The sequence below is a fragment of the Rhodococcus sp. 14-2470-1a genome, assembly GCF_002259425.1.
GTDB classification, from domain to species: Bacteria; Actinomycetota; Actinomycetes; order Mycobacteriales; family Mycobacteriaceae; genus Rhodococcoides; species Rhodococcoides fascians_E.
This window is the reverse complement of sequence record NZ_NPFZ01000024.1, coordinates 243,826-257,762: the sequence shown is the minus strand read 5'-3', so window position 1 is coordinate 257,762 and position 13,937 is coordinate 243,826. Positions and strand designations below refer to the sequence as shown.

General features: G+C 67.3%; 11 protein-coding genes. 4 read left to right on the top strand and 7 right to left on the bottom strand.

From position 1 onward, the window contains the following. Window positions 1-12 precede the first annotated feature (12 nt). A complete protein-coding gene (locus tag CH292_RS12530) occupies window positions 13-1,131 on the bottom strand; it encodes an acyltransferase (RefSeq protein ID WP_094654870.1) in 1,119 nt (372 codons plus the stop codon). A 209-nt stretch (window positions 1,132-1,340) separates the two neighbouring features. Between CH292_RS12530 and CH292_RS12525 the strand changes: the two genes are divergently transcribed. Next, window positions 1,341-2,468, top strand: coding sequence for a DUF3068 domain-containing protein (locus CH292_RS12525; protein ID WP_094654869.1), 1,128 nt, complete (start codon window positions 1,341-1,343; stop codon window positions 2,466-2,468). A 154-nt stretch (window positions 2,469-2,622) separates the two neighbouring features. Here CH292_RS12525 and CH292_RS12520 read toward each other — a convergent pair whose 3' ends face one another. After that, window positions 2,623-3,825 (bottom strand): polysaccharide biosynthesis protein, encoded by a 1,203-nt coding sequence (locus CH292_RS12520; RefSeq protein WP_256978088.1) that lies wholly within the window; start codon window positions 3,823-3,825, stop codon window positions 2,623-2,625. Window positions 3,826-3,850: 25 nt separating this feature from the next. Between CH292_RS12520 and CH292_RS12515 the strand changes: the two genes are divergently transcribed. Beyond that, window positions 3,851-5,548, top strand: coding sequence for a hypothetical protein (locus tag CH292_RS12515; protein WP_256978087.1), 1,698 nt, complete (start codon window positions 3,851-3,853; stop codon window positions 5,546-5,548). Here the strand turns inward: CH292_RS12515 and CH292_RS12510 are convergent. Further along, window positions 5,486-6,697, bottom strand: coding sequence for a glycosyltransferase family 4 protein (locus tag CH292_RS12510; RefSeq protein ID WP_020110478.1), 1,212 nt, complete (start codon window positions 6,695-6,697; stop codon window positions 5,486-5,488). The two genes, CH292_RS12515 and CH292_RS12510, sit on opposite strands and share 63 nt — an antisense overlap. 116 nt (window positions 6,698-6,813) lie before the next feature. Between CH292_RS12510 and CH292_RS12505 the strand changes: the two genes are divergently transcribed. Together CH292_RS12505 and CH292_RS12500 are read left to right on the top strand one after the other, a co-directional pair. Further along, a complete protein-coding gene (locus CH292_RS12505) occupies window positions 6,814-7,611 on the top strand; it encodes a class I SAM-dependent methyltransferase (protein WP_179277960.1) in 798 nt (265 codons plus the stop codon). A gap of 134 nt (window positions 7,612-7,745) precedes the next feature. Then, window positions 7,746-8,630: an ROK family protein gene (locus CH292_RS12500; RefSeq protein WP_094628808.1), complete on the top strand. Its 885-nt coding sequence runs from the start codon at window positions 7,746-7,748 to the stop codon at window positions 8,628-8,630. Between the two features lie 106 nt (window positions 8,631-8,736). Here the strand turns inward: CH292_RS12500 and CH292_RS12495 are convergent, their stop codons facing one another. The 4 genes from CH292_RS12495 to CH292_RS12480 form a co-directional block, all read right to left on the bottom strand. Next, entirely contained in the window at window positions 8,737-10,569 is a 1,833-nt protein-coding gene (locus CH292_RS12495) for a phosphoenolpyruvate carboxykinase (GTP) (RefSeq protein WP_019665560.1), read from the bottom strand. A 329-nt stretch (window positions 10,570-10,898) separates the two neighbouring features. Further along, window positions 10,899-11,210, bottom strand: a complete 312-nt coding sequence (locus CH292_RS12490) for a DUF6802 family protein (RefSeq protein WP_255182875.1) — start codon at window positions 11,208-11,210, stop codon at window positions 10,899-10,901. Between the two features lie 32 nt (window positions 11,211-11,242). Then, the gene (locus tag CH292_RS12485) at window positions 11,243-12,742 is read right to left on the bottom strand and encodes a hypothetical protein (protein ID WP_094654866.1); all 1,500 of its coding nucleotides are present in this window, start codon (window positions 12,740-12,742) and stop codon (window positions 11,243-11,245) included. Beyond that, window positions 12,739-13,815: a hypothetical protein gene (locus CH292_RS12480; protein WP_094654865.1), complete on the bottom strand. Its 1,077-nt coding sequence runs from the start codon at window positions 13,813-13,815 to the stop codon at window positions 12,739-12,741. Before CH292_RS12480 ends, CH292_RS12485 begins: the two co-directional genes overlap by 4 nt. Window positions 13,816-13,937 lie beyond the last annotated feature (122 nt).

Genomic DNA, 13,937 nt, shown 5'->3' with positions numbered 1-13,937 from the left:
CCGGCGGTCACGTCACCGGCGGCGAAACCACACCCGCATCGGTTCTTCGATCAGCGCGTAGCTCGCGGCGGCGACGGGAATCGACAATGCGACGGTCACGACCAGAACCAGCAGGAAGTGTCCGCTGAAGGGGATGATCCCGAACACGGGGAAGACCATCGCCAGGATCACCAGATGCCAGATGAAGATGCCGTAGGACCAGCGTCCCAGAGCAAGGGTGACCGGGTGCTCGAGGATGCGTCGGGGTCCGTCGGCCAGAACGAGAGGCGCCAACAACGAGAACGCGAGGACTGCACCGAGCACGATCTTGACCTCGAACTGCCACGGCTCGGGACGCACCAGCCCTTCCGGCCCGGCGAGCGGGGTCGCCGACAGGCCGAACGCCACCAGTGCGATCGCGGCCATCAGTACTCGGTGGCTCGCCAGACGGTGCAACCACGTCGGGGGGCGGGTCGTGTACTCGGCCAGGAGCATTCCGGCCGCGAACCACGGGAAGTATCCAGGCAACCAATTGTCGTGGTGGATCGCCTCGGGTGTGGACACTGGTACGAACGCCCAGCACAGACTGATCGCGGCCACAGCTGCGACGACGGGAATGCGGAACCGTGCTCGATCGCCTCGTAGGGCAGCCAACGCCAGGCCGAGGAACGGCAAGACCAGATAGAAGGCGACCTCGACCGACAGAGACCACATCTGAGTCATGCCCTCGGTGAGAGTCAGAGGCACGAACACCTGCGTCAAGGACAGGTTGGCGGCCCACACCCGCCAGCTGCTTCCCGTGTTGGGCAGGAACAGCAGAACCAGCGTCACCACGACCCAGTACGCCGGAAGGATGCGCACGGCGCGCGACCACAGATAGCGGCCGATCGGCTGAGCACGACCCAACCCGCGCGCCTGCGCCGCGTGCGGACGCCACAGCAGAAACCCGGACAACGCGAAGAACAGCGCGACAGCCAGGTCGAACCTGCCCCAGATTCGGCCCATGACGGGAGAATTCGCGGCGCCTGTCTGAAAGGCCACGTGGGTGACGATGATGCCGATCGACGCGAACGCGCGCATTCCCTCGAGCGACGGGATGAATCCGCGCAGCGGTGCGACGGATTTCGGCAGCGATTCGGTGGACGTAGTCATGACGCGACCAGTCAAGCACCCCGCGTCGTCCGCTTGTGAAAGTCCACGGTCGTCGGGCGTGCCCGCGACCGTACGACGTGATGACTGTTACTGTCACCAGCGACGTGGCGATACCAATCGGACACTCCAGGAACGGGCGTTTCCTACCCTGACCTGTCGGGGGTGGAAGCAGCGGCGCGCCAAGGAAATAAGACTAAGGAGATTCTCACATGGCGGAGCGCTCAGGGCCGAGCCGGATTCTTGCCCTCGTACTCGTCGGATTGGGCGCATTCCTGCTGGTAGCAGCGATTCTGATCCCGACGTACACCGTGCCCCGCCTGGAGAAGACACCGCTGGATCTCGAGGTCACGACGGTATCGACCGGCACCGGAAGCGTTCTCAACGCTGCATCGCTGGCCGCGGGCCGCGCTCAGGTGGACGAGAACGTGAACCTCGTGTCGCAGCGCTTCGTCACCACCGAGGAGCCGTCGAACGCCGACGACATCACCGTGCAGGCCGGGCAGACGCTGCGCCGCACCGACAAGCAGGGCGACACCGGGCTGCTCACCGCCAGCGTCGACCGTGTGACGCTCGATCGTGTGACGTCCGAGCCCGTCGAGAACCCCGTCGGCACCATCCAGGTCCAGGGCGACAAGCCGGCCGAGGAAGTTCCGCACACCGGCCTGCAGTACAAGTTCCCGTTCAACGCGGAGCAGAAGACGTACCCGTTCTTCGACATCAACGCCCGCGCGTCGCAGGACATCGACTTCGTCGAAGAGACCGAGATCAACGGCACGCCCGTCTACAAGTACGAGCAGACCGTCGGCCCCGTCGATCTGTCCGGCGTCGTCAACCTCCCGACCAACAAGGTCACCCTCCCCGCCGAGACGTGGGGCGTCGAGGGCGGCGAAGCCCCCGTCACCATGACCCGCTGGTACGAGAACACGCGGACGGTGTGGGTGGAGCCCAAGACCGGTGTCATCGTCGACGGTGAAGAGCAGATCCACCAGTACTACTCGCGGACTGCGGGCCAGCCCGAGGTGGACGTGCTCAACGCGCCGATCAAGTTCGACGAGAACACCGTCGAATACCAGATCCAGCGCGCCAAGGACGGCCAGGACCAGCTGTCGACGTTCGGACGTACCGTGCCGATCATCGCCGGAATCCTCGGCGTCATCGCGTTGATCGCAGGTATCGTGCTCGGACTCCGCGGCGGCAACGGCCCGCGTCGTCCCGTGCGCACCGGCGGACCGCAGCAGAGCGGAGGCGGCGGCGCAGCACCGGCAGCTCCGCAGAACCGCGACTGGACGACCGATCAGACCGAGGTCATTCCGAGGACCAACCTCTCCAAGGAGTAGCAACTCCACGAACAACAACGGCGCGGCCCATTCGGGTCGCGCCGTTGGTCGTTCTCAGGCCGTGAGTTCACCAGAGTATGGGTGGCCGGTCCCAGGTGCACACAGACCGATGCGGCAGGGCCGGATGTGCCGTCCGAGGCGGATTCGAGTGCACTCAGGAACGCAGGGCGGCCACGCACACCGCGAGTGCGGTTGCCGCGGCCACGGACACTGCGACCACGACGAACTGCAGCACCGTGGACGCGCACAGCGTCAACAGGACGACTTCGGCGGCCAGTCCGAGCCACGCCAGGATCGCAAGCGTCGTGCGTTCCCCTGCAATAGCCCACAGCAACGCGCTCTGGAGCACCGCGAGACAGGCGCCCTGCAACGCGAAGATCCACAGGTATCCCTGCACGGCTGCGTAGTCCTCGCCCACGATCAGCGGGATCAGCCCCGCGGCGACGGCCGCCCCGAGGATCAGAACCGCACCGATTCCCGCGACGACGGACAAAGCCGATCGCAGCGCCGACGCCGAGTGCGCAGGGTTGGCCATACGCGGATACAGCACTACCCCCACTGCCTGCGGCAGCCAGAACGCTGCCTTCGTGGCGACGGCGCCGAGGGCGTAGATGCCTGCGTCGGCTTCGGCCAGCAGTGCGCGCGCGAGGAGCAGATCCACCGACGACAGCAGAATCAGCACCAATTGAACCTGCGACGCCCCCAGCACGGTGGCGACGCCGATGCGCACGTCACCGGTGTGCGGACCACCGGGCCCGGGTGGCTCTCGGTTGGCCAGCCGTGCGCCGAGGGCGACCAGTCCTGTGCCGGCGGCACTGACTGCGAGCACTGTGCCGGGACCCGCGCCGAGGAACAGCGCGACGACCGCGGGAACGACCTTGCCGAAGCCCGCGGATGCCAGCACGATGCTCAATCGGCCGAACCGCGCGGTGCCCTGCAGTAGCCCTTGTTCGGTCGCGAGCAGCACGAGTAGTGGGGCGACGACCAGCGCCGACGTCGTCGCCAGAACACTCGTGTCCATCGCCACCGCCACTATCGGTGCCGCCAGCACCGACAGAACGGCGACGACGCCGGCGCAGCGGTATCCGAGGCTTCGGAGCTTGCCGGTGCTTCGTCCGCGCACCACTTCCCTGGCCACGACCGACTGCAACGCGAGCGCCGGAACTGCGAGCACCAACTGAGCGGCGAGCAGACTCGCGAACTCGCCGTACTTCGCTACACCCAGCAGGCGGCTCGCCGGAAGATGCAGGAGATACGAGGCGATGTTGGCCGTCATCGATCCGATGGTCACCATCGTCATTCCGGCGACCATCGCTCTGCCTGCGGACCCGGAGGCGGAGACAGGGCGAGTCGGCATGCGCCCACGGTATAGGGTGCCGGACATGGCGTCGGGTGGTCGGTGGGCTGCGCGCCGGTCCCGGTGGGCGCCTCCGCTCTACAGCGTCGCCCTCGCGTCCGTGGTGCTCGGCCCACTGTTCGGCAACGGCTATCTACTTCTGCGCGACGCCGTCAGCACGCCCAGGTCCTACTTCACCGACTCGGCTCTCGGGGTCGGCGACGCCGCCGCCCGGGCGGTCCCGCAGGACGCGGTGGTGGCCGCCCTGTCCACGGTGGTCGACGGCGGACTCGTCGTGAAAGCTGCTCTGCTGCTAGCGCTGTGGCTCGCCGGCTGGGGTGCCGCGCAGATGTCGCGGACCGTGCTGCCGTCGGCACCGCTGCCTGCACTGCTGGTGGCGTCGACGGTCGCGATCTGGAATCCCTACGTCGCCGAGCGTCTGCTGCAGGGGCATTGGAGTCTTCTGATCGGGTACGCGGCGTTGCCGTGGACGGTCGTCGCTGCGCTCGATCTCAGGCGGACGGGCCGGTGGGGGTGGCTCGCGGTCTGTCTGGCCGTCGCGGGCCTGACGCCGACGGGTGCGCTGCTCGCCGCGTCATGTGCGTGGTTATGCGCGTCCAGGCAAACATTTCCGCTCACAGCGGGATTGACCTTGCTGGCGTCGGCGCCCTGGCTCGTGGCGACGGCGGTGTCGGGCTCGGGGGCCACCGGTACCGACCCCGCCGGCGTCGCCGCGTTCGCAGCCCGCGCCGAGCCCGGACTCGGGACGGTCGGTTCCCTCGCGGGACTCGGCGGCATCTGGAACGCCGATGCCGTTCCCGTCACGCGAACATCGGCGTTCGCGGTCCTGGGCACCGCCTTGCTGCTCGCGATCGTCGCGCTCGGCATCGGACCCCTGTGGCGACGCCGACGCAACCCCGTCGTGACCGCTCTGGCCGTGCTGGCCGTCCTCGCGATCGCTGGGCCTGCCCTCGCCGCGACGGCTCCCGGGATTCGCGTCGGCGAATGGGCTGCCGCCGAGGTGCCCGGCGCCGGTCTGCTGCGCGACGCCCAGAAGTGGGTTGCGCTCGCCGTGCCCTTCTACGTTCTCGCCGCGGCGGCAGGTGTCACGTGGGCTGCCGCGAAACTCGGGAACCGCTGGCTTCCCGGAGTCGCAGCGGCGTTGGCCGTGGTGATCGCGTTGCCGGACCTCGCCTGGGGAGTCGGAGGCCAGGTGAAACCCGCCGAATATCCGGCGTCGTGGTCGGTGGTCGCCGACGAGTTGGCCGGGGAGGACGGAGACGTCGCCGTGCTGCCCGCAGGTATGTTCCGCCGGTTCCCGTACAGCGGCGACGCCGCTGTTCTCGACCCTGCGCCTCGCATGCTGCCGCTGGACGTACTGCAGACCGGGGAGCTCCTCGTCGCAGGCGGGTCGGTCCGCGGAGAAGGCAGCAGGGCGGAGGCCGTCGAACAGGTTCTTCTGGACGGCGGTACTCCCGAGGACGTGGCCGGGCTCGGAGTCGGGTGGGTGCTCGTCGAACGGACGACGCCCGGGCAGCTGGGCAACTCGGCCGCGGCGCTGCGGCAGCTGACGGTGGAGTACGAGGACGACGAGCTCGCGCTGTACCGGGTGCCGGGCGAGATCCGCATCGAACCGACGGACGACCGGGCGGTCGTCGCCGCCCACCTCGTGTGGCTGGTGCTACTGGTGGGCGGCTTCGGCTGGGCGGTCCGCACCCGGAAGGCCGGCGGACACGAGACCTGACACGTGCGAGCCGCGCATCGAGGCCGCGAGAACGCTCTGCACACCGCGAGCGGTCTGCCTCCACGAGAATTCGAGCGCGCGGACCCTGGCCTTCTCACCCAGATCGGCACGCATGTCGTCGTCGAGCAGTAGCTCGGCGAGAGCGTCCGTCAGCGCGGTGACATCACGATCGGCGCCGTCCGAGCCGACCAGCACACCGGTGACACCGTCGATGATGGAGTCGGTGAGGCCCTTGGAGCTGCGGTATCCGACGGTCGGCACTGCGTGCTGGGCCGCCTCGACCACTGCGAGTCCCCAGCCTTCCTTCCTCGACGGCATGACGTGCACCCACGACTGTCCGAGGAGTTGGTGTTTGCGAACCTCGTCGACGTGGCCGTGGAACGTCACCGCGCTCGCGATGCCGAGTTGCTCGACCCGCTCACGCAGGTTCTCCTCCCACCAACCGCCTCCGATGATGTCCAAGTGCAGTCCGGGGACTCGGAACCTCAGAGCGGCCACCGCAGCCAGTGCGTCCTCGATCTGCTTGTGCGGAACGAGCCGCGACAGCACCGACAGCGACGGGTACGGAGTTCTGGTGTCCACCGGCGTTCCTGCGGGAATCTCGTCCGCGCCGTTGCGCACGACGGCAACTCGCTCGCGATCGACACCGAGGGCAACCAGCTCGTCGGCCGACGGCAAGGACACCGTCAGGTACTGGTTACGACGGTGAATCCGCGGAGAGACCGTGCTTTCGAGCCACCATCCGAGCTTGGCCATGAGGGGTCCGGCGACGGGCCACTGCTCACGGTGACAGTGGTGCACCAGCAACGTCACCGGTGCTCCGGACACGATCCGGGAGAAGAAGGGAATGCCGTTCTGGGTGTCGACGACGGCGTCGGGAGCTATTCCGCGAAGCGAACCGAACCCGAGGCGCCCCGCGACGATCGACGCGAGTGCCCGCGGATACACACTCAACCGTCCACCGGCGCGACTGATGCGGATTCCGTCGACGATCTCCTCGGCGGGCGCGCCCGGATACGACGCCGTCCGCAGCGTCACCTTCACTCCCTGGGCAGCCAGCCCGGCCCCGACCTGCTCGAGATACCGCTCGCTGCCGCCGCCCTGGGGGTGCCCGGTGTCGCGCCAGCAGAGCAGCAGCACCTCGCGCACGCCCGTACCCCCTTCGCGGCCGACACCATCACCGAAGCTTTCGGACAGCTGAAACTTCTGGACAGCTGAAACTTCTGGACACCCTAGCCGTTCGTGTGGCCCAGCGGTCGCTCGACATGGGCTCTCGCCTAGTGTTCTTCCTCGTGCGTAGGGACCGGGTCACTCGACTGTTCGCGAAACGCGCCACCCTCAGCAGGTCGGTCGGGCTGCTCCGGGACTTCGGGCACGAGCAGACCGCGCCCGACATCTTCTACGGCGCGCTCGCCCGCGACTCCGTCGAATTGATCGGCGACCTCTACCGGGGCATGACCGGCGACTCTCTCGAGAACCGCGTCGTACTCGACGTCGGCGGGGGGCCCGGTTACTTCGCGGAGGGCTTCGAACGCAGCGGAGCTCGGTACTTCCCCGTCGAACCCGACGCATCCGAACTGCACGCTGCAGGCCTGACCGTCCACGGCAGCGTCCGGGGCTCGGGAATGGCACTGCCGTTTCTCACCGACAGCGTCGACATCTGCTTTTCCTCGAACGTCGCCGAGCACGTCCGCGAGCCCTGGGTCATGGCCGAGGAAATGCTCCGCGTCACCCGACCCGGCGGATTGACGGTCCTGTCCTACACACTGTGGCTCAGCCCGTTCGGCGGGCACGAAACACGGCCGTGGCACTACGTCGGCGGCGAATACGCGGCCCGGCGATACCTGCGCACACACGGACACGAGCCGAAGAACAGATTCGGCGAATCCCTGTTCGACATCGGAGCAGGCGACGGATTACGTTGGGCCGGAAACACTTCCAGCGGAACCCTCCTCGCGGCATTCCCCCGATACCACCCCCGATGGGCATGGTGGATCATGCGGGTTCCCGGCCTCCGCGAACTCCTCGCCAGCAACCTCGTCCTCGTCTTCCGCGCCGACTGACACGAGTGCGCCGCTCACCCGGCTCATTCCGCAGGCTCCACTCGCGCCGCCCACCCGGCTCATTCCGCAGGCTCCACTCGCGCCGCCCACCCGGCTCATTCCGCAGGCTCCACTCGCGCCGGTACGTTGGAACGATGACAGCGCTGGCACTGGATATCGGGGGAACCAAGATCACCGCGGCCGTCGTCGGCGAAGACGGAAGGCCTGGGGAACCGCTGACCGTGCCGACCCCGCAGTCGGACGTATGGCAAGCCTGCGAGGAACTGCTGGACGCGGTGTCCGTCGGCTCGGACGTCGACGCGATCGGGATAGCGTGCGCCGGCCCGGTCGACACCGTCGCAGGCACGGTCGCGCCGATCAACATCCCGGAATGGAAGGACGGCTTCGCCCTCACCGACGCCGTACGGACGCGGTTCGACAGCGCATCGGTCACGCTGGCGATGGACGGTGGGTGCGCTGCGCTCGGCGAACACCGCTTCGGGGCTGCTGTCGGCGTCGACGACGTACTGAGCCTCGTCGTGTCGACCGGGATCGGCGGCGGATTGGTGCTGGGAGGCCGCATCGTGCACGGGCGTAGCGGAAACGCAGGCCACATCGGACACATCGTCGTACCCGGATCGGCGACGCCCTGTACGTGCGGCGGCCTCGGCTGCGTGGAGACGGTGTCCAGCGGGCCGTCGGCGGTCCGGTGGGCCCAGGAACAGGGATGGACCGGCAGCACCGGCGCCGACCTCGCACAGTCCGCGAGCGACGGGGACATCGTCGCCATCACCACTCTTCAGCGTGCCGGTGTCGCGCTGGGTCAGGCGATCGCGTCGGCGGCAGCCTTGGTCGACGTGAACCTTGTTGTGGTCGGCGGCGGTTTCGCTCAAGCGGGCCCACCGCTGTGGGATCCCATCCAGGAGTCCGCCGCCCTGCACGCCAAGCTCGAGTTTCTCGACGGCCTCGAGATCGTGCCGGCGAAGCTCGGAGCCGTCGGGACCCTGACGGGCGCAGCGGTGTTGGCGTCCGGTGGCTGAATCGGCTCAGCGGCCGGGAACCTGACACCCTGTTTACGAGGCCGGCACCCCTGTTCGCATCGGAACAGGGGTGCCAGGTCTACGAAAAGGGTGCTAGCTACGACACTCAGGCACCCAAGCGCTGCTTGAGCGCGTCGAACTCGTCCTTGATGCCGGTGGGGAGCTTCTCGCCGACGAAGTCGAACCACTCCTCGATCAACGGGATCTCGGCCTTCCACTCGTCGACGTTCACCGCGAGTGCCTCGGCGACGTCCTGGGTGGTGGTGTCGAGCCCGGAGATGTCGAGGGCCTCGGCCGTGGGAACGACACCGATAGGAGTCTCGACGCCGGCGGCCTTGTGCTCGATGCGCTCCACGATCCACTTCAGGACGCGGGAGTTCTCACCGAATCCGGGCCACAGGAAGCGCTTGTCGTCGCCACGACGGAACCAGTTGACGTAGAACACCTTCGGCAGCTTGGAGTCGTCCGCGTTCTTGCCGAGGTCGATCCAGTGCTGGAAGTAATCGCCCACGTTGTAGCCGAGGAACGGAAGCATGGCCATCGGGTCGCGACGGATGGTGCCGACAGTGCCTTCGGCGGCGGCCGTCTGCTCCGAGCCGACGGTGGCGCCCATGAAGACACCATGCTGCCAGTCGCGAGCCTCGGTGACCAGCGGAACCGTCGTCTTGCGGCGCCCACCGAAGAGGATCGCGGAGATCGGGACACCCTTCGGGTCGTCCCACTCGTCGGCCATCGACGGGCACTGAGCCATGGGTACGCAGTAACGCGAGTTCGGGTGCGCGGCAAGCGAATCCGAATCCGGCGTCCAGTCGTTGCCCTTCCAGTCGATCAGGTGATCCGGCCGGTTCTCCAGGCCTTCCCACCACACGTCACCGTCGTCGGTGAGGCCGACGTTGGTGAAGACGGAGTTGCCCTGGTCGATGGTCTTCATCGCGTTGGGGTTGGAGTCCCAGTTGGTTCCCGGTGCAACACCGAAGAAACCGAACTCCGGGTTGACGGCGTAGAGGCGGCCGTCCTCACCGAAGCGCATCCACGCGATGTCGTCGCCGATGGTTTCGGCGCGCCACCCCGGAATGGTGGGCTGAATCATCGCGAGGTTGGTCTTGCCACAGGCCGACGGGAATGCAGCGGCGATGTAGTAGGCCTTGTCCTCCGGTGAGATGAGCTTGAGGATCAGCATGTGCTCGGCTAGCCAGCCCTCGTCGTGCGCCATCGCCGATGCGATACGCAGCGAGTAGCACTTCTTGCCGAGAAGGGCGTTGCCGCCGTAACCCGAACCGAAGCTCCAGATCTCACGATCCTCGGGGAAGTGAGTGATGTACTTGGTGTCGTTGCACGGCCACGGGACGTCGTCCTGGCCGTCGGCGAGCGGAGCGCCGAGCGAGTGCAGAGCCTTGACGAAGAAGCCGTCGGTGCCGAGCTTGTCGAGAACTGCCGCGCCCATGCGGGTCATGACACGCATGGAGACGACGACGTACTCCGAGTCGGTGATCTCGACGCCCAGCTTGGGGTCGTCGGCGCCGAGCGGTCCCATGCAGAACGGAACGACGTACATGGTGCGGCCGCGCATGGAGCCGCGGTACAGGTCGGTCATCAGAGAACGCATCTCCGACGGGTCCATCCAGTTGTTCGTCGGGCCTGCGTCGATCTCGCGCTCGGAACAGATGTAGGTGCGTGACTCGACGCGGGCAACGTCCGACGGGTCCGAGTTGCCGAGGAACGAGTTGGGCTTCTTCTCGTCGTTGAGACGCGTGAAGGTACCGGCGTTCACCAGCTGGGTGGTCAGACGCTCCCACTCCTCGTCGGATCCGTCAGCAAAGACCACACGATCCGGCTCGGTGAGTTCCGCTACCTGCTGCACCCACGCAAGGAGTTCCTTGTGCTGGGTGGGAGGCGCGGCGTCAGTGCCGTTCAAACCGGGAATGGTCGCTGAGGTCATCTAACTCTCCTGGGGTGAGCCGGAACCAGATTCTGGTGTCTGCTCGCGCACAGGGCAGTTCGGCGAGGCAGACGCAGATCCGATCTTCCCCTCTCGGTGGGGAGCTGCCCGATCGCACGATCTGCGTATACCGCATCATAGCGGCAACGTCAAACCGAGGACACGGGCGCCGGGTGTCCTGGTTTCAGGTTAACGCCGTGAGTTGCCAATCCGGAATCAGGCTGTTGTCCGATTGGTCACAAGACCGATTCAGCTACTCCTACGTGCGCATTCGAGGCCCCCCAGCAGCCGAATCTTCTTGTAAGGACATTAAAAACAATGCGAGTTTCCTACTCGAAGGCGTCCCCCGAGGACGTCTGTTCCCACCTCGCCGTGCCGTCGTCGGCACGAGAAATCTCCCAGGATTGGTAACGGCCGCCACTCTGGATGGAAGTGAACGTGTCCATCACACCGTCCCCGTCACGATCCCTGGCGACGGTCATTCCCGCCTCGGTGTGGCTGACCCTGGTCTCCTCGTACCCGTCGTCGTCGAGATCGAACAACTCGATCGAGCCGACACCGGACGGACCGGAGACCGGATCGTGCGCCGGGTCGACGGCATCGCCGTCACCGCTGCCGTCGAACAACTCGTTCCACTCCACGTGTGTATCTCCGATCTCCGCGGACACAGCCTCTACTGGTTCAGACGCATCGGCGGCGTCTCCGGTTCCTCGCGTCCACCGGCGGCGAACCTCAGGGCGCCGCGGTCCAGCGCCGCGAGGTCTCGGTCGCACGCAGCGAGCACGGATGCGCGGTTCTCCGACACCACCCGCAGCTCCGCTTCGACTCTCTCGAGCTCTGTGTCCGCAGCCCGCGCAGCTGCGCGGGAGGTCTCGCGGGCGGCGGCCGAGTACGCGGATTCGGCGGTCAGGATTCGGGCCAGGACGCGCTGCTCCAGCGTCGACCTCGCCGCGGCCGACGCGTCGGCGACCCAAGTTCTCAGGTGAGCCCGGTCCGCGACGAGCTTCCTCGAGCCGACGAGCCACCACGCACAGAACGCGCCCAACAGCAGTGACAACGGAATCACCGCGATCTCCAGCGCCGGGACGACGGACAGCGGCGACACCACGAGCCGCGACAGCCCCACTCCCGCCGACGCACCGAGGACGATCATCATCTTGTCCTCGACCCCTCCGCGCCGAATCGACGGTTCGGGGTGCGCGAGTGGCGAACCGGTGACCGCAGGGAGCTCGACGGACAATTCCAGATCGATGTCGATCGCGCGGAGCCTGTCGGACAACCGCGCGTCGACCGTGGACGCGACCGCGTCGAGCCGTGCTGTCATCTCCGGCTGGAGGTGACTAAGCTCGGACCGGCCGGCAGTATCGATCGATTGTCTTGCGGACGAAGCGAATTCACGAACGGCCTCGGACACGTCGTGCACCGATTCCGCGCGAGCGAGTTGCAGTCCGGTACGCAGCGCGGCGGTCCGCTCTACCCTGGTCCGATCGCGAACATCGGTCAACCGGGCCCGTTCGGCACGCAGCGCGGCGGTGTTCGACGCGCTCGTGACCGCTCTGGCCTTGTCCACGATCCGCTGCCGCGCCCCGGCCGCGGCATGCCGAACGGCCGCGTCGTACTTGCGTCGTCGGAAAACCTCGGTGTGCTGCGTTGCGGCGCTCTCCACGAAATCGAGGACGTCCCTGATTCCCGATTCCTCGACCATCGTCGTACGAGTCAGTGGATCCTGCACTGCCCGAGCCTTTTCGGCGAGCAGAGCGGACGTGGGCAGCACCGCGACGTCCACTGCTCGCGGAACGAACTCGGCGATGGACTCGGTGACCGAACGGACCACGTCCCTCCAGCCGCGATGCGCGTCGACCTTGTTGACGAGAACGCCGGTTGCCGTCGATTCGAGCACCGGCGCAAGAGCGGCGAGTGTTGTCCGGCCGATGGGCGCCGATGCGTCGACGACGAACAGGACCACCGCTGCCGACTCGACGTCCGGCGCCCGGTCGACCCCGTCCACGGACCACAGGTCCAGTTGCGCGTCGACGGCGGACACTCCGGCTCCGCTCGAACCGTGCACGAACACCCCTACGGGATCCGCGGCTCGGCCCGAGGCGATCTCGTCGACTCCTGCGGGGTACCACCGCTTGATCACGCCGTCCATGTCGCTCGGGAGGTCGATCACCGCGACAGCATCCTCAGGTACCCGCGGCCGACAGCGGTCGCTGCTCGCGCAACCGCTGGTTCGAGTGCGGTGTCGCGGCGTTCGCGCCAGGAGCGGACGGTGGCGAGGGTCGGGTTGGGGTGTTCGCTTTCGCCCAGGGTGTGCAGAGCCGCCCGCATGCCTGCGAACACGGCTTCGTCGGACGCCAGATACCGCTCGACCTCCATCGACTCCTGGTGCCGGGCCGCGAGTTGGTTCAGCCGAAGCAACAACCGACCCTGTCGTGCGGCGCGAACGTCGTCCACTGCTCGCCGGACGGCTTTCACGACGGCGTCGACTCCACTCTTCTCCGCAAGCAGCAACCGAACGGTGACGTCGTCCATCCCGGGAGACTCCGTCAGAGCCCGTGCAGCAATGCCGACTCCCGCCACCTCGACACTGCGGACGAGTTCGGCCCGCGAATGCTTCGACATGGGAATGCCGGCTCGAAGGAACCGCTCGGGAGTCAGCAGCATCTCCGGCGTCACCGACGCGGCCGACTCTCGCAGCGGGTCGAACGTCGACGGCCGGCCGTTCATGACACTGATCGCGATGGTTCCCATCAGCGGGTGGACAGTGCAACCCAGCTTGGTCGACACACCGTCGACGACGTCCTGAAGGCGGTCCACTGCGTCTGCCTTCGCGAGAACGGGGACCACGACGCCGCGTGTGGCTCGTGCCGCGTCGACGTCGACGACCTGGGCGTCCCCTGCCACCACGTACACGACGACATCGCCGTCGAGCTCGGGATCCGGTACCCGCGGGACATCGATCGACGCCGTCTCCTCGATCGACGCCGCGATCGTGCGCAGCTCGTGATGGGCCGCCAGCACCGACCGAACCGTCGTCTTCCCGACGCCTGCGCGTCCGGTCACCTGGATGCGGATGTCCCGAAAGCACACATCCGCCTCGGCATCGACCTCCCGCCGCAGCACGGTTCCGCTCGGAGCGAGCGCTCGCACCCGACCCTCCGAGATTTCGCGATCCCCACCCGCACTGTCCCGACCCGCACTGTCCCGACCCGCACTGTCCCGACCCGCACTGTCCCCACCCATGTGATCCCCCTTCACATCGTCACGCGTGCGCGGTCCCCACCCCGTCGCGCCGGGCAATTCTGGCACACATTCGGCGACACGGGCGTGAGGTCGCGGGCTCTGGCCTGCGCCTTCACGACAAG